We start from the raw sequence: 23,268 nt of genomic DNA on the forward strand, positions 1-23,268 counted from the left end.
AAATATTTCGAATGAACGTATAGTAGAAATTGCGAATTATTTTTTACAATTTTTATGTAAAAAAACAAAAAGGTGGTTACTGTATGAAATGGTGGAAGTTAAGCGGACAAATTTTATTATTATTTTGTTTCGCTTGGACAGGTGAATGGATTTCAAAACAGGCACACCTCCCAGTTCCAGGAAGTATAATCGGTATTTTTTTATTATTAATCTCATTAAAATTTAACATAGTGAAAAAAGAATGGATACAAGACGGTGCAGACTTTTTATTAAAAGAACTTATTTTATTTTTCATCCCTTCTGCAGTCGCTGTCATTCGTTACAAAGATACATTATCACAATATGGAATCGATCTCATTTTAATTATCGTGATTAGTACACTTTGTGTCACTCTCGTAACAGGACTTTTAACAGAATTGCTATTAAAGCGGAAAGGATCCACACAATGATCGGCTTTCTTTGTTTACTATTAACACTATTCACATATTGGGTATCTAAAAAAATGTATCAACGCTGGAATTGGAGCTTACTTTCTCCCCTTCTTGTATGCCCAATCATTTTAATTGCTTTACTACTCGGATTAGATACACCATACGAAACCTACGAATCTGGTAGTCATTGGCTAACAGAATTATTGAAACCTGCAACGGTTGCTTTCGCGTGGCCAATCTATAAACACTTTGATCTATTAAAAAAACATGGAACGGCCATTTTAATTAATGTCATTGTTGGTTCATTTCTATCGGTTATTACTTCCGCACTATTAGCTGATTTTTTTCAAATTGACTCTACAATAGAACAAAGTTTAGCACCACACATTGTAACAACACCTATTGCAATGGCTATTTCAGAAATGATTGGCGGCATGTCACAATTAACAGCCGTTTTCGTCGTATTAACTGCCTTAACTGGAGCATTACTCGGTCCTACGCTCATACGCATATGCCGTATTAAAACAGCGCTTGCAAAAGGAATAATGCTAGGTACTAGCGCGAATGGAACCGGAACATCAAAAGCATTTGAAATCGGTCCTGTAGAAGGTACAATTGCAAGTTTATCAATGCTTTTAACAGCTGGAGCTAGTTTAGTTATCGTTCCGCTTTTCTTATCTTGGATACAATAAAAAAGAAAGTGTTTAAACACTTCTTTTTTATTTGCATATTTATATAACAGATCATAACCTTCCGGAAACGATAAAGATAATTTTTTCACTTCATCTATTTCATGTATTAACTCATCAGGGGCTTGTATTTTCATGTTACCGCCTATTAACTTTACCATATAGTAATACACCTGAACTGGTACCCCATATGTTATCCCCTTTTTTTCACATAGCTTGTCTATAACTTCCACTTCATAACCGGTTTCTTCCCATACTTCACGAACACAACACCCTTCAAGCTCTTCTCCCTCTTCTTGTCCTCCGCTCGGCACAGACCATCGCTTCTCTTCATTTACTTTTCCTTGTAATACCATTAGAAATTCATTCTTTTCATTCATACATATAGCTGCCGTACCAATCCATCTTTTCATCCTATCTCCCCATACTAAATTTCTATCTTTTTTATATTTATCCTTGAAAAAAGAGGAAAAAAGTAAAAAGATGACGAAAGTTTACATCAACTTCATGAGCAGTCCCTTCTTAGAAATTCAATATGGAAGGATGAAATTATGATTTCTAAATATGTTGTGGAGTGTGTCTTTTGTGAAGAAAACCGAAAACCTCGGCAAGCCATTGTCACAGTGCCTGCTACTTCTCAGCTACTAGCAATCCAAAAAGTACGGGCTGAATGCAAACGCCGCTTTGGAAAAACTTTATTATTGCAAACAGAAATTAAAGAAGAATTACTCTTTGAACAAAAAGAAAGCTGACCATAAATTGGCCAGCTTTCTTATCCGATCATATTTTCACATGAAGATTAGGGGCATCCTCTTTAAGGATCGGGATTTACCCATTATGTGCGTTCCATAATGGTCATCGAACAATATATTTCTATACAATAAACTATTGAATAGAATAGGACAAAACTTGTTCGCATTTTTAGAAAAGGGATAGGGATATAATTCAAGTAATACTTCGAATACTCGAACTTTACACTCATTATATTAAAGCAAATCTTTTTATATGGGAAATATGAATTACTTACATAATTCATTCGTAAAATATATTAATAGTTTTCTTTACTCTACTAACAACATACATACATCCAGCTAGTATCGGTGTCATAATAATTGCCACATATTCCCCCTCCAATTATCTATCATATGCGCACTTCTATACAAACAAAAAGCACCCTAAATGGATGCTCTTTCTACTTTTCTATATTGATACTATATACTTACTCTTGATTAATCAAAATAACAGCCGGACCAGAAACAACTACTCCGGCCACTTCTATCTTTTCAAATTCCATCACTGTAATAGATATAACCCCTTCTCTTTCCATCAATTCCTTACTCAGGACATCAGTCGGTATCGCTTTCACCGCCCTACCTCCTTTTCATTTTATACAAAATTATAAAAAACTACCCAATGCCTCTAAATATATGCATCACCTCCGCTTTCATTCCTTATTCCATTCAACAATTCATGCCCCTTCTAAAACAAATTAAACAATAAAAAAGAAGCTATAAAAGATATAGCTTCTTCCCTCAATATAGCGCTTTTACCTTTTACCTTTCTCCATTCATTCAACACCCCTACTTTATTTTTCACTTCGCAACATAATTCATCTGGCCAATCATATCTCTAAGCTTTTGTAGTTCTCGTGCTGTATATATTACTTTACTTGTTAAAACTTCATTTCTGAAAAACGTTACAATTTGCTCTCTATCTTTAAATCTCGGCAATTCTTCATTAGAAAGATCAATAACTTCTTTTCCACTTTCATTTTCAAAATATACAATCGGTTTTACTTTTTCCTTTACAATATCTACTTGCATCTCTTCCAAACAATTATATAAAGTTTGAGATAGTATTTTCGCTTTATACGCTGGATTCCCTTCATTTCTTACTTGCATAGTTAATGAAGTTCCCTCCGTAATAAATTCAAACGTCTCTTCTTTTTCAATTTCATGTTGATACTTACCAATTTCCTCCATCATAAATGAACATACACCAGCATTTTCTCTCGTTAAACCATGAATTAATGTCCCCGTCCATTCTTTCGTCTCAAGTAGATAAATGCCAGTTTTACATAAGATGAGGTGATGGATTCGATTATCATTTATGTCACGTTTATCTCTATATTTATTGCGCATCATAAAAACGTTCGGTATAATATGAAACTCTTCTTCTAGTATTATTCCTTGCTCAACGAAACCTCGCTTCATATAATGTAATGTTTCATGCGCATTCACTTCAGCACCATTTTTGGTATATTCTCGTAAATCCGCAATTAAATTTTGAAACATATGTATTTCACTACTATGCTTATCTTGCATTTCACTACGTTCTTTACTATGTTGAACAGCCAATTGATTTTTCATCATACGCATATTTTCAAGTTCTCTAGCTGTATTCACTTGTAAATCATTATATTTTTTCTGTTCCATATTCTTTAAAGTATCCTGTTGTTCTTTATGCCCTGTAATCGTAGCTGCAATCTCATTTTCATACGTTTCAATCGCTTGTTTCTTTTCAAACTCTACTTGCTGACTCTCTGATTCTAACTGTTTATTTTTATAAAACAGTACAAACACTACAGCTAATAATATTAAAATCCCACCTATTAGCACATACTCCATATTATTACTCCTTTATTTCATTTCCGATTATTTTTAAATATATATCAAATACATTATACTATGTTATCAATATATACTTTGTAAAAATTATATATTTTTCATAAAAAAGCACCTTAAGCAAAATACCACTTTATTGTCCACAAGAAATTTCATTGCATACTTTTACTACTTCAATGAATTAAAAACAGACCTTATAATTACAAGGCCTGTTGCAAACTCCCTTTATTTTGTAGTAAGTACATATTGTAGTAAAGTCCTTGTTCACTAAGCAATTCTTGATGTGTTCCTCTTTCTATGATTTCCCCTTCATGCATAACAAATATTTGATCCGCATCTTGGATTGTAGACAATCTGTGTGCAATCGCTATCGTTGTTCTACCTTTTCGCATTTGCTGCAATGCCGTTTGGATCGCCTCCTCTGTTTCTGTATCAATATTTGCCGTCGCTTCATCTAACACTAATACTTTCGGATTAGTTGCTATCGTTCTAGCAAAAGCAATTAATTGCCTTTGACCACTAGAAAACGCAGCTCCTCTCTCGACAACTTCTGTATCATACTGCTCCGATAATTTTTCAATAAACGTATTCGCTTGCACAAATCGCGCTGCTTCTTCTATCTCTTCATCCGTTATCTCTTCATTATACATACGAATGTTTTGCTTTACATTTCCAGCAAATAAAAATGCATCTTGCAGCACAAGACCAATTTTCTTTCGAATTTCTTGTTCTTCAAACTTCTCTAAACCCACTCCGTCTATTACAATATTACCTGATTTAATATTGTAAAATCTCATTAATAAATTCATAATTGTACTCTTACCACTACCAGTGTGTCCAACGAAAGCAACCGTTTGTCCTGGCTTTACGTGAAAAGATACATTTTTTAAAACGTCACGCTTTCCATCATATGAAAAAGTAACATCTTTAAACTGAATTTCCCCGTTAACTACTCGTGGATTTTCACTCCCCATTTGAACAGGAGCTAAATCTTTATCGTCCATTAAATGAAATACACGCGATGATGAAACGAGCGCTTGTTGGAAGAAAGATAGTTTCATCATCATCTCATTTACCGGCTGGAAGAAACGATGAATATAGTTAACGAAAGCATATAAAACCCCTACTTCAACAGGACTCTTTAAAGCGTCAATTCCAAATAAACCAAGAACTAACGCAATTGCTACAATATGAACAAGATCTGTTGCTGGACGTAAAAGTAATGCATCTAATTTCAATGTACGACGTCCAGCACTATAATGCTTGTTGTTCACTTCTTCAAACTCTTTTCTCATCCGCTTTTCTTGCCGGAACACTTGAACAATATTCATCCCTTGAATGGACTCATTTAACTTTGCATTTAATACACTCAGTTGATTACGTACCTCTAAATAAAAAGCTGCACTTTTCCGTCGATACAGCACCATAATCGCAAACATAATTGGAATTAATATGAGAGAGAATAGCGCTAATTTTACATCTAGTAAAAACATCGCTACTAAAATCCCCACTAAAAAGACTACATTTTTCACGAATGTTGATAGTACACTAACATAAAAATCCTTAATCGCTTCCGTATCATTCGTTATACGAGATACAAGTGTACCAATCGGCGTACGATCAAAGAAACTTAATGACAATTTTTGAACATGGTCATACACTTCAACTCGCATATCTTGAACAATCTTAAAAGCGATATTTTGAAAGTACAATAAGTCTAAATACGTAAATAATACTTTTAATAAGTGAGCAATAATATACACTACAAATAGAGTTACAAGTGCTGATTGTTCAAAGTTACGTGGTACTAAGTGTTCATCAAGAAATTGTTTAATTAAAAAAGGACCCATCATTTCAGTTACAGTTGCGCCAACTAGAAATAAAAATGCTAATGCTAATAATCCTTTATATGGTCTCATATAAGAAAGCAATCTCCTTAAATCACTCCGCTTTTTCTCAGCCATCATACGCCTCCTTTCTCTACCAACGCCTCTAACTGCTGGCTTTCATACATTTCTTTATACCAACCATTTTCGTTCATTAGTTGTTCATGTGTTCCTCGCTGCATAACCTTACCTTCATCAATAACAAGAATAAGATTTGCATGCTGAATCGCACTTAAACGGTGCGCAGTAATAATCGTCGTTTTTTCTGCTCTTTCTCGTTTCAATGCAGTTAATATAGTTTCTTCTGTTTTTGCATCTACAGCTGATAAACAATCATCTAAAATTAAAATTTCAGCATTCGTTAATAACGCACGTGCAATTGAAATCCGCTGTTTTTGGCCTCCTGATAGCGAAACCCCTCTTTCACCTACTACCGTGTCATATCCTTCCGAAAATTGAATAATATCATTATGAATACAAGCAATCTCAGCAGCCCTGCTAATTTCTTTATATGTAGCATCGGCCTTTCCAAAAGCAATGTTCTCCCCAATACTCGCTGAAAATAAAAAATGATCTTGCGGTACGTATGAAATTGCAGAGCGTACACCGTGAAGTGTTAAATCTCGAATATCCCGCTCACCAACTTTTAATTCACCATTAAAGTGGTCATACTCGCGAATTAAACATTTTAATAACGTCGTCTTCCCTGCACCGGTACGCCCGACAATTCCTAACGTTTCACCTTTTCTTAAATTAAAGTAAATATCTTTTAAGTTTAATAGTTCATTCTTTTTATAAGAAAACGAATCAACAGCAAACGAGACATCACCACTTGCTATAGCATGTATAGCATTTTCCTTATTCACTACATCCGAAGTTTGTGAAAGTATTTTCTCCACACGATCATACGAAGCACGTCCACGCTCCATAATATTAAATAGCCATCCAAAAGCTAACATTGGCCATACAAGAGTCCCTAAGTATGTTGTAAATGTTACCAATTCCCCTACAGTTAATTCACCCCGTACGACTAATAATGATCCGTAACAAATTGCGATTAAAAATGAAAATCCGACAATTAAGGAAATCGTTGGATCGAATAACGAGTCAATACGTGCAACTAACATATTTTTATGTACGACATCTTCCGATTTTTTCCGAAACGCTTGTAAATCCTCTTTCTCTTGTCCAAGTGAGCGAATTACCTTCATCCCACTCATACTTTCTTGTACTTTATCATTGATTTCAGAAAACGATTGCTGCGCTTTATGAAATCTTCTATGCAATAAAGTTCCATAATAATTTGTAGAAATAGCTACAATTGGCATCGGAATTAAACTTAATAACGTTAACTTCCAGCTAATTGTAAACCCCATCGCTACGAGTACACATCCTCCAACAGCTAATGAATCAACGAGTGTTAACACACCTGACCCAGCAGTTTGCTGAATCGCCTGAATATCATTTGTCGCATGTGCCATCAAATCGCCCGTACGACGTGATTGATAAAAGGATGGGCTCATCTTTGTAAAATGTTCATATAAATTCTTTCGCAATTGACGAGCTAGTTTTAAAGAAGATCCAAAAATCATAATACGCCATAAGTAACGTAATATATACATCGTCATTCCTACAACTACTAATAGAATAACCCAGTTCAACAATTTTTCAGATGTTAATGTTCCATTATTAATTTCATCTACTACAATTCCTAGTACCCTTGGCGCTACAAGTTCAAGAAGCGCGACACCAAATAACATAATAATTCCAATTATGTACGCTCGTTTTTCTTGTTTAAAAAACCAAGCTAAATTAAAAAATACTTTCATATTTATCCTCCTCCCTTAAAATGAGCGATATTTTCAGTTTATCAAAAATGCAGAATTTTTAAAAGTTTTAAATATCTTTTATATCCAAAAGAAAAGGGCACTCGGTAAGAGTGCCCTTTGGCGCTTATTTTGTTTGTTGCTTATTCATCGCGCTCATCATTTGATTGATTTTCTTTTGGGAAGGTTTTTGTCCCATTTGCATCATCATCATTTTTAACATTTGTTCGTTAATTGGTGGATTTTTTTGTAAGTAATTCATCATATATTTGCGGGCAATGAAAAATCCTAACGCCACGCCTGCTACTAGTGCTACTACGCCCACTAGAATACCTAACCACATTGGCATATCTTTTCCTCCTTCATGTTGTCTACCTTACAGTGTACTAAAACCTTTTCAATAAGACAAGATACTATTCGACATTTTTTACACATATGTTCGTACTTGTTTGAGAGGATTTAACCATCCGTACTTTTTATTTTCATAATCCATCGCTAAAAATGTTAACTCACACTTTCTAAGCACCTCAAAGAAAGTTGTTTCCATGGATACATTTCCAGAAGTATTCATTCGAATATATTGTGGTTTCACCATTATTTCGCCATATTCGGCTCCTGTATAGAGCGTATGAGTATGATGTGTTCTTTCATATTTGCCAAGAACATGCAAAGCTTGTTCTAATTTATGATGAAGTTTCATTACTTGTAATGGCATCGTAATATACGTCATTTGTTTATATAATACTTTCTTCTCCGAAAGGGACCCAGATTCTGAAAATCGAGCAAATAAATCAAAAAACAAATATTCACGACCAAAGTAAGCTTTCGCAATATCCTCTTGAATTAAATACAATTCATACGTTTTCATTTTTTCCCTCCCGATCTGGACAACCTTTTCCCTACATTATATAAGAAAAAATTTGCAATGATTGTCTGACTACGGAGAGAGAAAAAACTTTTCCTGTCGAAAAAACTCAATTACATAGAAAAATCTCCCCATGCTGGAGAGATTTTTCTAAAATCATTAAAGCATTTCTTTTACTTTGTGAACAACGTTCTCTACAGTAAATCCATACTCTTCCATAATCTTCTCACCAGGAGCAGAAGCACCGAATGTGTCGATACCTAGTACATCTCCATCAAGACCTACGTAACGGTGCCATCCGAATGTAGCACCCATTTCAATTGCGAAACGTTTCGTTACTGCTTTTGGTAGTACAGATTCTTTGTACTCAGCAGTTTGAGCTTCAAAGCGATCCATAGATGGCATGCTAACAACAGCTGCATCAACGCCGTCTGCTGCTAAAGCTTTTTGCGCTTCGATTGCTAAGCTTACTTCAGATCCAGTTGCAAGTAGGATTACATCAGCCGTTTCTTTCTTGCTTGCAGAAACTACATATGCACCTTTTGCTACTTTTTCATAAGTATCGTCTTTTGCACCTTCTAATGTCGGAAGATCTTGACGAGTTAACACTAATGCAGTTGGTGTTTTTGTAGATTCTAAAGCTAATCTCCAAGCTGCAACAGATTCGTTACCGTCAGCTGGACGAATAACAGAAACGTTTGGCATTGCACGAAGTGCTGCTAATTGTTCAACCGGCTCATGCGTTGGACCATCTTCACCAACAGCGATACTGTCGTGTGTGAATACATACGTTACAGGCAATTGCATTAATGCTGCAAGACGAATTGCTGGACGTAAGTAGTCAGAGAATACGAAGAACGTACCACCGTAAGTTTTTAAACCGCCATGTAGTGCAATACCGTTCATTGCTGCACCCATCGCAAACTCACGAACACCGTACCAAATGTTTTTACCGCTGTAATCAGCTCTTGTGAAGTCTTTTTCGTTATTCATGTATGTTTTGTTAGAACCAGCAAGGTCAGCTGATCCACCAAAGAATGATGGTACAGACTCTGCAATAGCATTAATTACAGCACCTGAAGAATTACGTGTTGCTGCTTTTGATCCTAATTCATAAGTTGGTAAGCTTTGTTCCCAACCTTCTGGAAGAAGACCATTCATTGCTGCTTGCAGCTCGTTTGCTAATTCTGGATATGCTTGTGCATATTCACCGAGCATCGTGTTCCATGCAGCTTGTGCAGTCTCACCAGCATCTTGTACCGTTTTACGGAAGTTGTCATATACTTCTTCTGCTACATGGAAATCTTGTTCAGCAGTCCAAGCATATGCTTCTTTCGTTAATTTTGTTTCGTCTACACCAAGTGGAGAACCGTGTGAAGCTGATTTTCCTGATTTGTTTGGAGAACCGAAACCAATTGTCGTTCTTACTTCAATTAGCGTTGGGCGTTTTTCGTCAGCTTTCGCTTCTTCAATTGCTTTTGCAATTGCTTCAATATCGTTTCCATCCTCAACACGGATTACTTGCCAGCCGTATGCTTTGTAACGATCTTCTACACTTTCAGAGAATGAGCGATTTAAATCGCCATCTAATGAAATATCGTTTGAATCGTAAAGCACAACAAGACGACCTAATTGTAAATGAGCAGCTAATGAAGATGCTTCAGCAGAAACGCCTTCCATTAAATCGCCATCACCACAAATAGCGTATGTATGATGATCTACTACATTGTACGCATCACGGTTATACTTTGCTGCTAAATGTCTTTCAGCCATCGCCATACCAACAGCTGTTGCAATACCTTGTCCAAGTGGACCAGTTGTTGCGTCTATACCTGCTGTGTGACCATACTCAGGATGTCCTGGAGTTTTGCTTCCCCATTGACGGAAGTTCTTTAAGTCATCCATTGTTAAGTCATAACCAGATAGATGAAGTAGGCTGTATAGTAACATTGAACCATGACCTGCAGATAATACGAAACGATCGCGGTTAAACCACGTTGGGTTATTTGGATTGTGTTTCATAAATTGAGTCCATAATGTATAAGCCATTGGTGCTGCACCCATTGGCATTCCTGGGTGACCAGAATTTGCTTTTTCAATCGCATCAATGGATAATGTGCGAATCGTGTTGATAGAAAGTTGTTCGATTGAATGTGACATGCTATTCTTCCCTTCGCGTATGTTAGTAAACGTTTTATACATTTATATGATAGCTTCCCACGCAAGATTATACAACATGTATCGGCAAATATGTTGATGTTTTTTTGATTTTTTATAAAAAAACCAATGTTTCCGGTAATGTATGGGTATTCAATATGACATACTTTTTTAATGTTTTTATTTTAAAAATAAAGGGAATTATCTGTATATTTATACAAATATATGAACTTCTTCTATACCAACTTTTTTGATAAACACTAAAAAAATACAAAAAAAGCATCTAACTTCGATGCTTTTAAAATTCGTTAAATAATCCGTTTTCGAATCGAACTTGAAATAAAATCAATTATAATTACCATTAAAATGATGCCTAATAAAATAATTCCCACGCGGGACCAATTCCGTGAACTCAGTGCAAAAATTAATGGAGTACCAATACCACCTGCTCCAATAACACCTAAAATCGCAGCGGATCGTACATTAATTTCGAATCTGTATAACGTATACGATAGAAAATCCGGTAACACTTGTGGTAATACTGCATACCAAAGTATTTGAAACCGATTTGCACCTGTTGCGATTAACGCTTCCGTCGGTCCCTTGTCTATATTCTCAATTCCTTCCGAATATAGTTTCCCTAACATCCCGATAGAGTGTAATCCTAAAGCTAGAACTCCGGCGAAAGAGCCTGGACCGACAGCTTTTATAAATAAAAGGGCCATAACTAATTCAGGAAATGTACGAACAAAACTAAGTACAAATTTCCCAGTTACTGAAGTTAATTTTCCACTACTCATATTCGTTGCCGCCCAAAAAGCAAATGGAACAGATAAAAAGGCAGAAATAAATGTACCTAATATCGCAATTGCCAATGTATCAATTAAACCATGTAACAAATCTTCACCATCTGGTAAAGATACATAGGACCAATCTGGGTTCAGTACGCCTGTCATAATTGCTTTTGTAATTTCTCCCGCTGTATCCTTTATTCCCTCTAGCGGGACTCCTGAAAAGGCCCATACATATATAACTGTAAGTGCTATAAAAATAATCCAGCGATATACACTCGGTTTCTTCGGTTTCGGTACGATTATCGTCGTTTTACTCATTATAATTTCTCCCGCAACAATGTACTTACATAATCAATTAGCAATACAACAACAAGAGTATAAATAATAATAGAAGCAGTTTGTTGATATTGTAAAAATCCAAGTGTACGATCGTAATACAATCCAATACCACCCGCTCCTACTAAGCCTAGAACAGCTGCTGCACGCACATTCACCTCAAATGTATAAAGGACATAGGAGACAAAGTGCGCTTTTACTTGCGGAATTACCCCATAAACAATCCATTGCACCTTATTTGCTCCTACCGCTGTCATCGCTTCTAATGGACCTGGGTCAATTGATTCAATTGACTCATACAACAATTTCGCCACGAGTCCAATCGAGAAAAAAGTAAGCGCCAAAATACCTGGAAGTGGTCCTATTCCAAAAATAGCTACGAAAATTGCCGCTAATAATAAATCTGGTATTGTCCGGATAAAATTTAAAATCAATCGAGCTGGACTGTACAAAAATGCGCTAGTAAACACATTACTTGCCGCAAATAGTGCAATTGGAATAGCTAAAATCGCTCCTAAAGTCGTCCCAATAATTGCCATGCGTATTGTATCTAACATTGCTGTTGTAATAACTTGAAAATAGCTCCAATCTGGCGGCACCATCTCTTTCAGCAAATCCATCATATTAGGAAAACCAACTACTAGTTTTGCAAATGATGCGTCGACCTGCACACTACTTCCCCACAAAAGTAAAATAACTAGAATAGCCGTTAACATATGTTTCAATTTACTCGGCGGCTTCGGTATCGATTTCGAATATATCGTCACGTCATTCATTTAGCTGCCACCTCTAATAATTCGCTTTTCTGAGCTACGTCCCCATAAATTTCAGCAAATTTTTCATCTGTTGCCTCTTCTACCAATCCATCAAAAACAATTTCACCTGCATGTAATCCAATAATGCGTGTAGCATATTGCCTAGCTAAATCAATAGAATGCAAGTTTACAATTGTTGTAATTCCAAAATCTTCGTTAATTTTTTTCAAATCATCCAGCACTTGCTTTGTTGTAAGTGGATCTAACGACGCGACAGGTTCATCTGCCAATATAATTTTCGCTTCTTGCGCCAATGCTCTCGCAATCGATACACGTTGCTGTTGTCCTCCTGATAATTCATCTGCCCGTGCATATGCTTTTTCTAAAATATTCACTCTTTTTAACGATTGAAATGCGAGCTCCAAATCCTCTTTTGGAAATAGACCTAACGTTGTACGCAGTGTCGAATGATACCCAACACGTCCAGCTAATACATTCTTCAATACCGTTGACCGCTTTACAAGGTTAAAGCTTTGAAAAATCATACCAATATCTCGACGCATACGTCGTAACCCTTTTCCTTTTGCAGCAGTAATAGACTCACCTTCTATTATGATTTCACCTTCCGTAATCTCATGAAGGCGATTTACCGATCTGAGAAGTGTAGACTTTCCAGCCCCGGATAACCCTACCATTACAACAAACTCACCTTTTCGAATTTTTAAATTTATATTATTCAATCCTTTTGTACCATTCGGATACACTTTAGAGACATTCCGAAACTCTATCACACATCTTACCTACCTTCTATGTATTCAAAACGGCAAACTAACTGAAACCACACACTTTCCAGTTAGTCACCATTTTCATATGTATTATTGTGTTTTCACTTTCTTTCCATAATCACGAACGATATCAAATTTACTATCATCAGATTTAACGTATCCTTCATGCGAGTATACTTCTTTAATGATTTTGCGCCCTTCTTCATTCTCTCCAATTTCAATGAAAGCATCTTGCAATTTCTTGCTCCACTCTGCATCTAAATCTGAACGTACAGAAATTGTATCGTTTGGAATTTTCTCCGTAAATTTCACTATTTTCGTTTGATCAAATATATTCGGATAATCTTTTTTAACAATATTACGCGCATCTTGGAATACAACAGCTGCATCTACATCACCATTTAAAAGAGCAATAAGGGACTGATCGTGACCTTTTAATGTAACAGGTTTCACATCTTTCAACGGATCGATTCCCTCTTTTAACAGCACCGCTGCCGGCCATACATACCCGGCTGATGATGTTACATCTTGATAACCAATTTTTTTACCTTTTAAATCTTTTACACTATTAATATTAGAATCTTTCTTAACAACAAATTCAGATTTATAAAAATCTACTAAATCTTTTGTAGGAGCCCCCGTTTCATCCTCTACTCCAAAACGTTGCGCCTGTAAAATTACGTTTGCAGCCTTTTTCTCATGCGCTAACACATACGCGGTTGGGGGTAAGAAACCTACATCTACTTGCTTAGACGCCATCGCTTCTACAATTGTATTGTAATTTGTTGAAATACTAACTTTTACCGGAATGTTTAATTTATCACTTAATAACTTTTCCAATGGTTTTGCCTTAGCTTCTAACGTATCTGCATTTTGAGAAGGAACAAATTGAACATTTAACGTCTTCGGTACATATCCTTTTTTTGTATCTTCATTTTTACTTGCACTTGATTCCTTCGTTCCACAGCCACTTAATAATCCTGCTGCTAGTACAACTGTTGTGCTCATTGCAAAAACTTTTTTCAACATGTTAATGCCTCCATTTTCTATTGTCATAAAATAACCTTCCGTAAACATGAAGAAATATATCATACATTTTCACGAATAATTGTCTATTTACAGAATCTTTACACATTCTATACACTCGCATTAAAATTCTCTTCATATTTTTGATATGATTAACCTGAAGATAACAATAGAAAAGGTGAATGCTGTTGAATCAAAATCAAATTGTAACTTTAAACATCTTATTAACAAGTGATATACATGGTACTGTTTATCCGATTCACTATCAAGATAACTCCCAAGCAGACATTGGTTTAGCTAAAATTTCCACTCTTATAAAAAAAGAACGTTCTCAAAACACAAACGTTCTTTTAATTGATAACGGGGACTTCATTCAAGGAACACCATTTACTTATCATTACGCTACATACGAAAAAGATATGGAAAACCCAATGTCCTTATTAGCCAACTACTTAGAGTATGACATTGCAATTATCGGAAATCATGAATTTAATTATGGAATGGATATATTAAATAATGCTGTGGCTACTGCAAATTTCCCTTATCTATCAGCAAACATTTTAGATAAAAACAGAAAAGAACCTTATTTCGGGAAACCATATATAATAAAACATATTGAATCAAATATAAAAATTGCTATTTTAGGGGTGACAACGCATTACATCCCCCATTGGGAACACGCACATCATATTAAAGATTTACAATTTGAAGATGCATTTGAAACAACAAAAAAATGGGTTTCTTACATCCGTAAACATGAGAAACCAGATTTACTAGTCGTAGCCTATCACGGGGGATTTGAACGCGATTTACAAACTGGGGTACCGACTGAAGTTTTAACAGGTGAAAACCAAGGATATGCAATGTGCCATGAAATTGAAGGCATAGATATTTTACTAACAGGCCACCAACACCGAGAAATCGCTCACACCGTGATTAATGGTGTAACAATGTTGCAGACCGGATGCAATGGACACTCAGTTGGAAAAGTAACAGTAACATTCGAAAAAGCAGAACAAAAATGGGTGAAAAAAGAGAGTTATTCAGAGTTATTGCCCGTACAAGGAATTGCGGCAGACCAAGATGTTCTTTCCTTGGTTGCCGATTATGAGGAGAAAACACAAAATTGGCTTGATCAACCTATTGGACTAATCTATGGGGACATGCAAATTTCAGATGCTATGCAAACTCGTTTGCAAGACCATCCTTTTATTGAATTCATAAATAAAATACAGATGGATATAGCTAATGTTTCAATTTCTTGCACAAGTTTGTTCCATAATACATCTCCAGGTTTCCCGAAACATGTAACAATGCGTGACATCGTTTCTAATTATATTTATCCAAATACATTAAAAGTAATTAGAATAACCGGAGCGGATATAAAAGATGCTCTCGAACTCTCTGCTTCTTATTTCACATTAAAAGCCGATGGATCCATCATCGTAACCCCTACCTACATAGAACCAAAGCCGCAACACTATAATTACGATATGTGGGAAGGGATTTCGTACGTATTAAACATTTCAAAACCAATTGGTGAGAGAGTAGAATCTTTACAGTATAAAGGTACTCCCCTTAATATAAATGAAGAATATGACGTTGTTATGAATAATTATCGCGCAAGTGGCGGAGGGAACTTCTTTATGTTTCAAAATAAGCTAGTAGTAAAAGACATACCAACAGATATGTCTGAACTTATCGCTAACTATATATTGAAGCACAAAAGGATAGAAGCAACAGTCAATCACAACTGGAAAGTTATTAAATAACGAATTTAACAAATAAAAAAAGATGGGCTATGCCCATCTTTTAATTTAATTTTGCATTCTCTTTCTTTTTTAAAGCTTTTAATTTCGCCGGTGTAACATCCGTTCCTTCTTCGTTAACGACTTTAATTCCTTTTAATTCGTTTAACATATTTTGACGAAATCCTTTTAAATATTGTTCACGTAGCGATTGGCGCTCACGTTGTTCTTCTTCAGTTAAGCCTTCAGCTTTTGCTTTTTTCGCTAAGAAGTTAATGCGTTCAATGAGTTCTTGACTTGGCATCTCGAATCCCCCTTCTACTCAAAACTGATTATTATCATACAATAGTTAGTCCTCTTTATCAAGCAATTGCTTTGTATATTCTACATACCTTCGATGTACAGTTGCTTTTGAAACATCATGACCAAAACCACGAAGTGTTGCTGCAATTTCTTCAAAAGTTAATTCATTCCGGCGTAAACGTACAATTTCCTCAATTGGCACTTCTTTTTTCTCACGTCCTATACTTAAATGACGATTTTTCAAATTATTCTCTGGACGAAATCCTTTCTCTACCGCCCTTTGCATGCCACGTTTAATTTTTAAATTGTGGATCTTTCTTTGATACTCTTCAACAATCCCTATTATATTTAGCACCATCGAATCAGAATCTGAAAGCTGTAATTCACCACTATGCGTGTGCGTATAAACTTTTATCCCCTCTTTATGTAAACAATGCATTAATGCAATCTTTGCATTTCCTCTACCAAGACGCGTTTCATCTTGTATAAGTAGTACATCAACTTGTTCATCTCGAATTGTATCTAGCACTTCTAATATGCCATCACGTTCAATTGTATAACCGCTAGCCTGCTCCTCAATTACCTTTGTAACATCCATTTGATAGCGCTCAGCTAAATGCAATAATTCATCTTTTTGACGCAATAATGATGTTTCTTGTTCTTCTTTTGTTGTGCTCACACGTGCATAAATAATTGCATTCATTTTGAACCCTTCTTTCTCACTATATCTTCCTTATAGTGTATCATAAATTTGCCTTTCGTTCGAACTTATGTTTGTAGAATGTTTTTTCGCATGTTATACTTAATAATAAGAAAAATGAAAGAAAACGAGGTGTTAGAAAACATGGAAAAGTTAACGAAACGCCAGCAAGACATTCTCGACTTTATTAAGCTAAAAGTACAAGAAAAAGGATATCCACCTTCCGTACGTGAAATCGGTCAAGCAGTCGGCCTTGCTTCTAGTTCTACAGTGCACGGACATTTATCACGACTAGAAGAAAAAGGATATATTCGACGCGACCCAACAAAACCACGCGCAATTGAAATTTTAGGTGACAACCGAATAGAAACACAGTCAGTTATTCAAGTTCCAATCGTCGGAAAAGTTACTGCCGGTTTACCGATTACAGCAGTCGAAAGTGTAGAAGATCACTTCCCACTTCCAGCTAGTATCGTTGCTGGAGCAGATCAAGTGTTTATGTTACGCATTTCTGGAGATAGCATGATTGAAGCTGGTATCTTTGATGGTGATTTAGTTGTTGTTCGCCAACAACAGTCTGCAAACAACGGTGAAATTGTAGTTGCTTTAACAGAAGATAACGAAGCAACTGTTAAACGTTTCTATAAAGAAAAAGATTATTTCCGTCTACAACCGGAAAACTCTTCACTAGAACCTATTATTTTAAAACAAGTGTCAGTTATCGGAAAAGTAATTGGCGTATATCGTGATTTACATTAAAAATAATAAAAAGAAGATAATTCCCTTATTTATATAGGTAATTATCTTCTTTTTATATTTTGATAGATTTCCGTTCATTCAAAAGAATGCGTTTCATTAATTATTAACGTGTTTCAATAGTAACATCTCCAGCAGCGGTTTTACCGCTAATCTTTTTACTACCATTACCAATCGTTATAGTTTTATTGTCTTCATTAAAAATTGTCACGTCTCCAGCAGCGGTTTGCCCAGTTATAACTGCATCTTGTGGTTTTTCCAATAAAGTAATATCTACATCTCCAGCGGATGAATTTACTTTTATCTCTTGATAAGAACGTTCTGGTACAAATATAGTCAATGTAGGCGTTTGAAATCCGAAATTGTAAAAGGAAAAATTAAATGAAACACCTTTTTCTATTTCCCCTATGACTTTTAATGTGTCACCATCTTCAGCAATACGAATCTCCTGTTTACTTACGTCTCCTGTTTGCTTTACATAAAAAGAGGAATCAGGAGATTTTTGGACAACAATATCTCCAGCATCTAACTTAACTTCCACATTTTTTAGCGTTTCGTTTTTAATAACTTCTTCCTTATTTCCTTTCTCTACAGTTTCTACTGCTTTCTTATATGTTTGTGAAATCCCTATTACTCCAATAATGATACAAGCGATAGCTACTAATAATATTTTTTTCATCATCTACTCCCCTTTTATCATTTTGAAGTTCCATACTACATAGCGTACACATAATATTTTAAACCACTTCGTACTATAATAAGCTACAATACATAACAACAAACCTACTCCAACAAACGTTATACTAACGAAAAGATCCAACCATATAAAAGTACCCATAAATACTTTTACAATAACGAAAAATGGTGTCACTACACTAGCAATACCACCGACCCAAAAGGAAAATATAAAAGCTATAATTGCAATTAACGGGCCTAACACAATAATAAAATTAAACAAACTAAGTCCAACCGCTGCCAGGACAGCTCTTGTTACATTCGAAGTCGATGGATCTTTTTTCATCTCATCAAAGCGATACAAAGCAAGCAAGTCTTTCGCAATTACTTTCGGAGAACCAAGCCCCTTTATTATTTCTGATTCAGTTTTCCCCTCTTCCATCCCAAACTGAAAGTGCTCTTCATAATCAAATAAAATATCTTGTCGCTCTTCTTCTGGTAACTTTCTAAGATGACTTGATAATTCTTTAAGAAACTGTTCTTTACTCATCCCATTCCACCCCTTCAATAATTTCTTGAACACCTTTAGCAAAATCACGCCACTCCGTCACTAACAAATGAAGTTGCGTCTCCCCTTGCTCTGTTAGTTGATAATATTTACGGGGCGGTCCTTCCGTGGATTCTTTTAAATATGTTTGAAAATATTCTTCTTTCGTTAAACGACGTAATAGCGGATATACAGAACCTTCCGATATTAAAAATTTATTTGAAATTTGCTGAACAAGTTCATAACCATAACAATCCTTACGTTTTACAAGCGCCAATACACACAGTTCTAACACACCTTTTTTAAACTGAACGTTCAAGGACAATCCCCCCTTTCTTATTTCAGTACTGTTCAATACACGGTACCTGTTATATCCATAATATACCACTCGGTACTGTTTATTGCAAGGTACTAAATTATATTTATTCCCAAAATTTACAAAATATAAATATAAAAGCCCGAATAAGATCTGCTGTAACTGACCATTATCCGGGCTATCATTCAACTCGAATTACAATAATACAAAATTTCATTCAATCTTTCTCCTCTATGAACCTACTTCTACTTGTTTACCTAATAAATTACGAAAAACACCTTTTCTCTCTTGAGCGAGTTGGTTAAATGCTCCTCGTTGAACGACCTCTCCCTTATCTAGTACGATGACTTGATCAGCATTACGTATCGTTGATAAACGATGTGCAATTACAATAATAGTCATCTGGCCCTTTAATTTTTCTAACGCACTTTGAATTAGCGCTTCGTTTTCTGTATCTAACGAACTTGTTGCCTCGTCTAAAATTAAAATAGAGGGTTTTCGTAATATCGCTCGCGCCAATACTAAACGTTGCCTCTCTCCGCCCGAAAGCCTAACTCCTCTATCCCCAATAAAAGTATCAAGCCCTTTTGGTAGCATTCGTACAAATTCAGCAGCAGCAGCAAAATCTAATGCAGCCCAAATTTGTTCTTCACTTGCATTCGGCTCAATCATCAATAAATTTTCTCTTATGCTTGCATTAAATAAGAATGGATCCTGCTGAACATAGCTAATAGATTTCCTTAAAGCCAATAAATTTTCACTTGTAATAGTCGCATCATCTATTAAAACTTTTCCTTGTTCTGGTTGAATCAGTCCCATCAAAATATCAATTAATGTACTTTTTCCAGCACCCGATCGCCCAACAATTGCTGTCATACAATTCGATGGAATTTGCAAATTAATATTTTGAAGAGCATATACAGGTTCGTTTTCATTGTAACGAAAACTAACATTTTTACATTTGATTCCTTCTTGTATAGTTAACGGTTTTATACTTTTAGATGATTGCCTTACATCTCCCAATTCAATTGCTTCGTTGCATTCTCTCTCCAATTCTAATAAAGACTTAAAAGCAGGAATATTTGCAGCTAATTGCTCCAAGTTGGATTGAATCCCAGTAAACCTAGGCCATAGTCTAGAAAAAATAAGAACAATGACTATTAATTGTCCTGGCTGAGCCTGAAATAATTTTATAGATGTAAAAATAAGTAACGCAATTAGAATAGCCGATGCAAACTTATAAAAAAATTGCGATTGATTTTTCAACTTAATATATGCTAGTTGTTCCTTTTCCATTTTTTCACACCAAGTACTGAGCCATGTATATCTAGACTCTTCTAACATGTTACTCTTTATATCTTTAATACCGTTAAAGTGATCTGTTATACCACCAAGATAATCTCTTGCTATTTCAGATGTTTGGTTTCCTAATACCCTTGATTTTTTTATATAATGTCTAGAAAAATATGCAAGTATTAAGCCTGTAAACAGCACAAAAATTGTTATTTTTATAGAAAACCATAGAGCAATTCCAATTTGTATTATAGTAAAAATACATGATGTTAAAAGTTGAAGAAATAAATTGGTTCCAACCATAACTCGTCCTAATTCCTCAGTCAGTGAATTAATCAAATCTGACTTTCTCTTTTTCACAAAGAAACTCCAATTAACTCGTAATAGGGCATGGTAAATTTGTAACCTTAAATAGTTTGTAAAGCGCATTATAATTTTCATATTTCGAAGAGCAAGATTTTGTTGTAAAAGCGATTGGGCAACCACTAATATAATATAAATGCTTAAGATAAGTAACAGTCTCACCGTTTCAGGGATTTCTTGTAAAACTTCAAATATCGCTATACCCGGAATTGAACCCATATTTATTTCGATAACGCCACTAATATTAATCATGGGAAGTAACAAAAGAAGCCCTATCCCTTCCAATAAACTAACTAATGCCATCCCAAATAAATTTACATATAGTATTTTCCCCGAAAAAGCATATAATTTTTTCACAAAATATAAGAGATGTTCCACTTTTATTTCCTCCTATGTTAGCTCATGCTTCCTCACCCTTCTCCACGTGCATAGAAAAGGTCGTAAAGGAAAATACAAAAAATGAAGGTATTTAGGTAACGGTAAAGTCTTTGCATCTATCGGATAAGGATATAAATGACTCAATATAAATAAAAATCTTTGACGTTTTGACATTAATGAATATAAATGACGACTGTGATACTTTGATACTTCTTCCGGGATTGGTGGCGTGTGTAGATTTATCATTTGTTTTAAATAAAACAGTGCATCCTGCGCTAATCTCCTAGCATACTTTTTGTTTTTCCATATTTTCATTTCTTCAATAATTGTTGAATTTAACAATTTATTTGACAGAATCAACGCCTGCCCCACTATATGTCCAGATTGATATTTATTTAATAGCTGATTAATTTCTAACCAATTCATCTCTTGTTCTATCATTTTATTTACATCTACTAACCAGCGTAATCTTGACCATCCATGACGTGCTCCATGAGAACAAAGAAATATAAATAAATCCTCTTTCCCTAATACATATACAGGACTGCTTACTAATGTACTTTTTCTTTTCCTCTTCCATAATTCCACAAATTTCATTTCCTTCCCAGGACCTGGATTTAGCCGCCAATGAATTTCCAGTTTAATTTTCTTTCCAGGGTGAAAAAATGTTATATGATGATGCCTCCATTTCCAATCATTTAATACTGTTTGAATATATTCATCCTTCACATACCCTTGTTTTAAAAGAATTCTTTCTGCATTCTCCAACTGATTAATCGGGATAAGAACATCTAAATCACAAGATGTTCGCAAGGAGACATCGCCATAAAGATCATGCGCAAGTGCTGGTCCTTTTAAAAAAAGAGTACTAATATCATTTTCAATAAACCATTTACTTACTTGCTCCATTTCAGCACTTAGAAATAGCATTCGAAACATATTCTCTTTAAAGTTTTGACGCAATATATTCATAATGTGAGATGGAATTAACCCTTTATTTACTCCGTTCACCTTTGGATAAATATATGGATGCACCCGATGATGCATTGCCAATTCAAGAAACTTAGTCCAATCAATATCTACTGGCCACTCACTTTGATTTCCAAGTACGCTATCATCATTACGCAACTTCAAAATTTCCAATAATAATATTAACTCTTTAGACAGACATTCTACATTAAGATGAAAATCATTACTCATTTTATTCTCCTTTAGTTGTTTTTCAATCTACTTTCTTTGCAAACGTTCCAACTACAGTGAATTTCTCCATCCCTTCCGATCCAGTGATGTAAAAAGGACCACTTCGTAGCCACGCATGAGCAACCATTTTTCCATCTTCATCCTTTGTAGTTCCTAAATAAAGCGTACTCTCAATTTGGCGTCTCTCTAGCATTTTCATCCCAGCTATCGCTTTCACAAGACATTGACTATCCCAAAGAGTATGGCGACTCGTAATTTGAATAACTTCAGCTATATTTTTAAGCATCCTAATATTAGATTCAACATAATTTAAAGATGTTTCATCCATATAAATACCTAATGTAGGGGCAGACTTAGAGAATGACATAAATTTGAGAATACGAGCCCATCCTAAATATATATATGCCTCTATGAATAAAAATCTGGTCTTCATATCTAGTGATAAAAAAAAGGTTAACTTTTTTACTATATTCATTTATCTCCCTACTTCTTTTTTCAAAATAGAAAACTAGATCAAACTACTTACTTTACTTCAACCAGCTCTTCTTCTAACAACATTTCCAAAAAGGAAAGAACTTGTCCCTCACATTGTAATTGTTCTACTTCATACTCTGATATTAAAGTAGTAACTAACTCGGTTACTGATATTGGTTTTTCAATAAGTTCCCATATAACCCCTCCCATTTTCCCTAAATTATAATATTTACCATTTTTTATACTTAACATGACTTTTTCTCCATCCATATCACTTACTACATTCCCTTTTACTTGTGCAACACATTGATTTAATAATATTGCTTGTTTTTTAATCATGA

The 23,268-nt window shown here is 35.1% G+C and carries 25 protein-coding genes and 1 pseudogene; 5 read left to right on the forward strand and 21 right to left on the reverse strand.

Annotated elements, in window-relative coordinates; genetic code table 11:
* Positions 1–83: 83 nt before the first annotated feature.
* On the forward strand, positions 84–449 hold the full coding sequence (locus JTF23_RS10340) for a CidA/LrgA family holin-like protein (RefSeq protein WP_002111194.1): 366 nt from the start codon (positions 84–86) through the stop codon (positions 447–449).
* The gene (locus JTF23_RS10345) at positions 446–1,123 is read left to right on the forward strand and encodes an LrgB family protein (protein ID WP_016105859.1); all 678 of its coding nucleotides are present in this window, start codon (positions 446–448) and stop codon (positions 1,121–1,123) included. The genes JTF23_RS10340 and JTF23_RS10345 overlap by 4 nt, the downstream gene beginning before the upstream one ends.
* A gap of 23 nt (positions 1,124–1,146) precedes the next feature.
* On the opposite strand, the pseudogene JTF23_RS10350 reads toward JTF23_RS10345, so the two are convergent.
* Positions 1,147–1,533: pseudogene (locus JTF23_RS10350) on the reverse strand (NUDIX hydrolase); the annotation flags it as partial.
* Between the two features lie 138 nt (positions 1,534–1,671).
* On the opposite strand from JTF23_RS10350, the gene JTF23_RS10355 reads away from it, so the two are divergent.
* On the forward strand, positions 1,672–1,872 hold the full coding sequence (locus tag JTF23_RS10355; protein ID WP_002121502.1) for a DUF3903 domain-containing protein: 201 nt from the start codon (positions 1,672–1,674) through the stop codon (positions 1,870–1,872).
* Positions 1,873–2,339: 467 nt separating this feature from the next.
* On the opposite strand, the gene JTF23_RS10360 is transcribed toward JTF23_RS10355, so the two are convergent.
* The 11 genes from JTF23_RS10360 to JTF23_RS10410 all read right to left on the reverse strand — a co-directional run bounded on the left by JTF23_RS10360 (position 2,340) and on the right by JTF23_RS10410 (position 14,177).
* Positions 2,340–2,486 (reverse strand): BC1881 family protein, encoded by a 147-nt coding sequence (locus tag JTF23_RS10360; RefSeq protein ID WP_002111200.1) that lies wholly within the window; start codon positions 2,484–2,486, stop codon positions 2,340–2,342.
* Positions 2,487–2,712: 226 nt separating this feature from the next.
* Positions 2,713–3,747: a nuclease-related domain-containing protein gene (locus JTF23_RS10365; protein WP_016105861.1), complete on the reverse strand. Its 1,035-nt coding sequence runs from the start codon at positions 3,745–3,747 to the stop codon at positions 2,713–2,715.
* Between the two features lie 197 nt (positions 3,748–3,944).
* On the reverse strand, positions 3,945–5,708 hold the full coding sequence (locus tag JTF23_RS10370) for an ABC transporter ATP-binding protein (RefSeq protein WP_016105862.1): 1,764 nt from the start codon (positions 5,706–5,708) through the stop codon (positions 3,945–3,947).
* Entirely contained in the window at positions 5,708–7,459 is a 1,752-nt protein-coding gene (locus JTF23_RS10375) for an ABC transporter transmembrane domain-containing protein (RefSeq protein WP_002160872.1), read from the reverse strand. Before JTF23_RS10375 ends, JTF23_RS10370 begins: the two co-directional genes overlap by 1 nt.
* A 124-nt stretch (positions 7,460–7,583) precedes the next feature.
* Positions 7,584–7,805: a YneF family protein gene (locus tag JTF23_RS10380; RefSeq protein WP_001132292.1), complete on the reverse strand. Its 222-nt coding sequence runs from the start codon at positions 7,803–7,805 to the stop codon at positions 7,584–7,586.
* Positions 7,806–7,883: 78 nt separating this feature from the next.
* Positions 7,884–8,324: a sporulation inhibitor of replication protein SirA gene (gene sirA, locus JTF23_RS10385; RefSeq protein WP_002160871.1), complete on the reverse strand. Its 441-nt coding sequence runs from the start codon at positions 8,322–8,324 to the stop codon at positions 7,884–7,886.
* Between the two features lie 156 nt (positions 8,325–8,480).
* A complete protein-coding gene (gene tkt / locus JTF23_RS10390; RefSeq protein ID WP_204208684.1) occupies positions 8,481–10,481 on the reverse strand; it encodes a transketolase in 2,001 nt (666 codons plus the stop codon).
* A 305-nt stretch (positions 10,482–10,786) separates the two neighbouring features.
* Positions 10,787–11,590, reverse strand: a complete 804-nt coding sequence (phnE, locus tag JTF23_RS10395) for a phosphonate ABC transporter, permease protein PhnE (RefSeq protein ID WP_002160869.1) — start codon at positions 11,588–11,590, stop codon at positions 10,787–10,789.
* Complete coding sequence (gene phnE / locus JTF23_RS10400; RefSeq protein ID WP_002160868.1) at positions 11,590–12,384, reverse strand: phosphonate ABC transporter, permease protein PhnE; 795 nt, start codon at positions 12,382–12,384, stop codon at positions 11,590–11,592. The genes phnE (JTF23_RS10395) and phnE (JTF23_RS10400) overlap by 1 nt, the downstream gene beginning before the upstream one ends.
* Entirely contained in the window at positions 12,381–13,154 is a 774-nt protein-coding gene (gene phnC, locus JTF23_RS10405) for a phosphonate ABC transporter ATP-binding protein (RefSeq protein WP_204208685.1), read from the reverse strand. The genes phnE (JTF23_RS10400) and phnC overlap by 4 nt, the downstream gene beginning before the upstream one ends.
* An 84-nt stretch (positions 13,155–13,238) precedes the next feature.
* Entirely contained in the window at positions 13,239–14,177 is a 939-nt protein-coding gene (locus JTF23_RS10410) for a phosphate/phosphite/phosphonate ABC transporter substrate-binding protein (RefSeq protein WP_204208686.1), read from the reverse strand.
* A gap of 185 nt (positions 14,178–14,362) precedes the next feature.
* Here JTF23_RS10410 and JTF23_RS10415 point away from each other — a divergent pair, with 185 nt between their 5' ends.
* On the forward strand, positions 14,363–15,946 hold the full coding sequence (locus JTF23_RS10415) for a bifunctional metallophosphatase/5'-nucleotidase (RefSeq protein ID WP_204208687.1): 1,584 nt from the start codon (positions 14,363–14,365) through the stop codon (positions 15,944–15,946).
* Between the two features lie 40 nt (positions 15,947–15,986).
* Here the strand turns inward: JTF23_RS10415 and JTF23_RS10420 are convergent, their stop codons facing one another.
* Positions 15,987–16,226 carry a DUF896 domain-containing protein gene (locus JTF23_RS10420; RefSeq protein WP_204208688.1) on the reverse strand — a complete coding sequence of 80 codons (240 nt, stop codon included), beginning with the start codon at positions 16,224–16,226 and terminating at the stop codon, positions 15,987–15,989.
* Between the two features lie 45 nt (positions 16,227–16,271).
* Positions 16,272–16,928, reverse strand: coding sequence for a YneB family resolvase-like protein (locus JTF23_RS10425; RefSeq protein WP_002111214.1), 657 nt, complete (start codon positions 16,926–16,928; stop codon positions 16,272–16,274).
* Positions 16,929–17,069: 141 nt separating this feature from the next.
* Here JTF23_RS10425 and lexA point away from each other — a divergent pair, with 141 nt between their 5' ends.
* The gene (gene lexA, locus JTF23_RS10430) at positions 17,070–17,684 is read left to right on the forward strand and encodes a transcriptional repressor LexA (protein WP_002111215.1); all 615 of its coding nucleotides are present in this window, start codon (positions 17,070–17,072) and stop codon (positions 17,682–17,684) included.
* A 103-nt stretch (positions 17,685–17,787) separates the two neighbouring features.
* On the opposite strand, the gene JTF23_RS10435 is transcribed toward lexA, so the two are convergent.
* The 7 genes from JTF23_RS10435 to JTF23_RS10465 all read right to left on the reverse strand — a co-directional run bounded on the left by JTF23_RS10435 (position 17,788) and on the right by JTF23_RS10465 (position 23,266).
* Positions 17,788–18,360, reverse strand: coding sequence for a DUF4097 family beta strand repeat-containing protein (locus tag JTF23_RS10435; protein WP_204208689.1), 573 nt, complete (start codon positions 18,358–18,360; stop codon positions 17,788–17,790).
* A 3-nt stretch (positions 18,361–18,363) separates the two neighbouring features.
* Complete coding sequence (locus tag JTF23_RS10440) at positions 18,364–18,906, reverse strand: DUF1700 domain-containing protein (RefSeq protein ID WP_088099427.1); 543 nt, start codon at positions 18,904–18,906, stop codon at positions 18,364–18,366.
* Positions 18,899–19,222 carry a PadR family transcriptional regulator gene (locus JTF23_RS10445; protein ID WP_016105867.1) on the reverse strand — a complete coding sequence of 108 codons (324 nt, stop codon included), beginning with the start codon at positions 19,220–19,222 and terminating at the stop codon, positions 18,899–18,901. Before JTF23_RS10445 ends, JTF23_RS10440 begins: the two co-directional genes overlap by 8 nt.
* Positions 19,223–19,450: 228 nt before the next feature.
* Positions 19,451–21,253, reverse strand: a complete 1,803-nt coding sequence (locus tag JTF23_RS10450; protein ID WP_204208690.1) for an ABC transporter ATP-binding protein — start codon at positions 21,251–21,253, stop codon at positions 19,451–19,453.
* 12 nt (positions 21,254–21,265) lie between these two features.
* A complete protein-coding gene (locus JTF23_RS10455; RefSeq protein WP_204208691.1) occupies positions 21,266–22,453 on the reverse strand; it encodes a nucleotidyltransferase domain-containing protein in 1,188 nt (395 codons plus the stop codon).
* 22 nt (positions 22,454–22,475) lie between these two features.
* The gene (locus JTF23_RS10460; protein WP_204208692.1) at positions 22,476–22,928 is read right to left on the reverse strand and encodes a lasso peptide biosynthesis B2 protein; all 453 of its coding nucleotides are present in this window, start codon (positions 22,926–22,928) and stop codon (positions 22,476–22,478) included.
* Positions 22,929–22,975: 47 nt separating this feature from the next.
* Positions 22,976–23,266 (reverse strand): lasso peptide biosynthesis PqqD family chaperone, encoded by a 291-nt coding sequence (locus JTF23_RS10465; protein ID WP_016105871.1) that lies wholly within the window; start codon positions 23,264–23,266, stop codon positions 22,976–22,978.
* Between the last annotated feature and the right edge of the window lie 2 nt (positions 23,267–23,268).

Source organism: Bacillus sp. RIT 809 (assembly GCF_016892495.1).
Taxonomy (GTDB): domain Bacteria; phylum Bacillota; class Bacilli; order Bacillales; family Bacillaceae_G; genus Bacillus_A; species Bacillus_A cereus_U.

What these genes read in the sequence shown, in the direction of transcription:
- JTF23_RS10435 (WP_204208689.1), bottom strand. Translation starts at nt 18,360, where the DNA reads ATGAAAAAAATATTATTAGTAGCTATCGCTTGTATCATTATTGGAGTA.
- JTF23_RS10345 (WP_016105859.1), top strand. Translation starts at nt 446, where the DNA reads ATGATCGGCTTTCTTTGTTTACTATTAACACTATTCACATATTGGGTA.
- JTF23_RS10370 (WP_016105862.1), bottom strand. Translation starts at nt 5,708, where the DNA reads ATGGCTGAGAAAAAGCGGAGTGATTTAAGGAGATTGCTTTCTTATATG.
- phnE (WP_002160869.1), bottom strand. Translation starts at nt 11,590, where the DNA reads ATGAGTAAAACGACGATAATCGTACCGAAACCGAAGAAACCGAGTGTA.
- JTF23_RS10375 (WP_002160872.1), bottom strand. Translation starts at nt 7,459, where the DNA reads ATGAAAGTATTTTTTAATTTAGCTTGGTTTTTTAAACAAGAAAAACGA.
- tkt (WP_204208684.1), bottom strand. Translation starts at nt 10,481, where the DNA reads ATGTCACATTCAATCGAACAACTTTCTATCAACACGATTCGCACATTA.
- JTF23_RS10420 (WP_204208688.1), bottom strand. Translation starts at nt 16,226, where the DNA reads ATGCCAAGTCAAGAACTCATTGAACGCATTAACTTCTTAGCGAAAAAA.
- sirA (WP_002160871.1), bottom strand. Translation starts at nt 8,324, where the DNA reads ATGAAAACGTATGAATTGTATTTAATTCAAGAGGATATTGCGAAAGCT.
- JTF23_RS10425 (WP_002111214.1), bottom strand. Translation starts at nt 16,928, where the DNA reads ATGAATGCAATTATTTATGCACGTGTGAGCACAACAAAAGAAGAACAA.
- JTF23_RS10460 (WP_204208692.1), bottom strand. Translation starts at nt 22,928, where the DNA reads ATGAATATAGTAAAAAAGTTAACCTTTTTTTTATCACTAGATATGAAG.
- JTF23_RS10340 (WP_002111194.1), top strand. Translation starts at nt 84, where the DNA reads ATGAAATGGTGGAAGTTAAGCGGACAAATTTTATTATTATTTTGTTTC.
- phnE (WP_002160868.1), bottom strand. Translation starts at nt 12,384, where the DNA reads ATGAATGACGTGACGATATATTCGAAATCGATACCGAAGCCGCCGAGT.
- lexA (WP_002111215.1), top strand. Translation starts at nt 17,070, where the DNA reads ATGGAAAAGTTAACGAAACGCCAGCAAGACATTCTCGACTTTATTAAG.
- JTF23_RS10355 (WP_002121502.1), top strand. Translation starts at nt 1,672, where the DNA reads ATGATTTCTAAATATGTTGTGGAGTGTGTCTTTTGTGAAGAAAACCGA.
- JTF23_RS10465 (WP_016105871.1), bottom strand. Translation starts at nt 23,266, where the DNA reads ATGATTAAAAAACAAGCAATATTATTAAATCAATGTGTTGCACAAGTA.
- JTF23_RS10440 (WP_088099427.1), bottom strand. Translation starts at nt 18,906, where the DNA reads ATGAGTAAAGAACAGTTTCTTAAAGAATTATCAAGTCATCTTAGAAAG.
- JTF23_RS10380 (WP_001132292.1), bottom strand. Translation starts at nt 7,805, where the DNA reads ATGCCAATGTGGTTAGGTATTCTAGTGGGCGTAGTAGCACTAGTAGCA.
- JTF23_RS10455 (WP_204208691.1), bottom strand. Translation starts at nt 22,453, where the DNA reads ATGAGTAATGATTTTCATCTTAATGTAGAATGTCTGTCTAAAGAGTTA.
- JTF23_RS10365 (WP_016105861.1), bottom strand. Translation starts at nt 3,747, where the DNA reads ATGGAGTATGTGCTAATAGGTGGGATTTTAATATTATTAGCTGTAGTG.
- JTF23_RS10410 (WP_204208686.1), bottom strand. Translation starts at nt 14,177, where the DNA reads ATGTTGAAAAAAGTTTTTGCAATGAGCACAACAGTTGTACTAGCAGCA.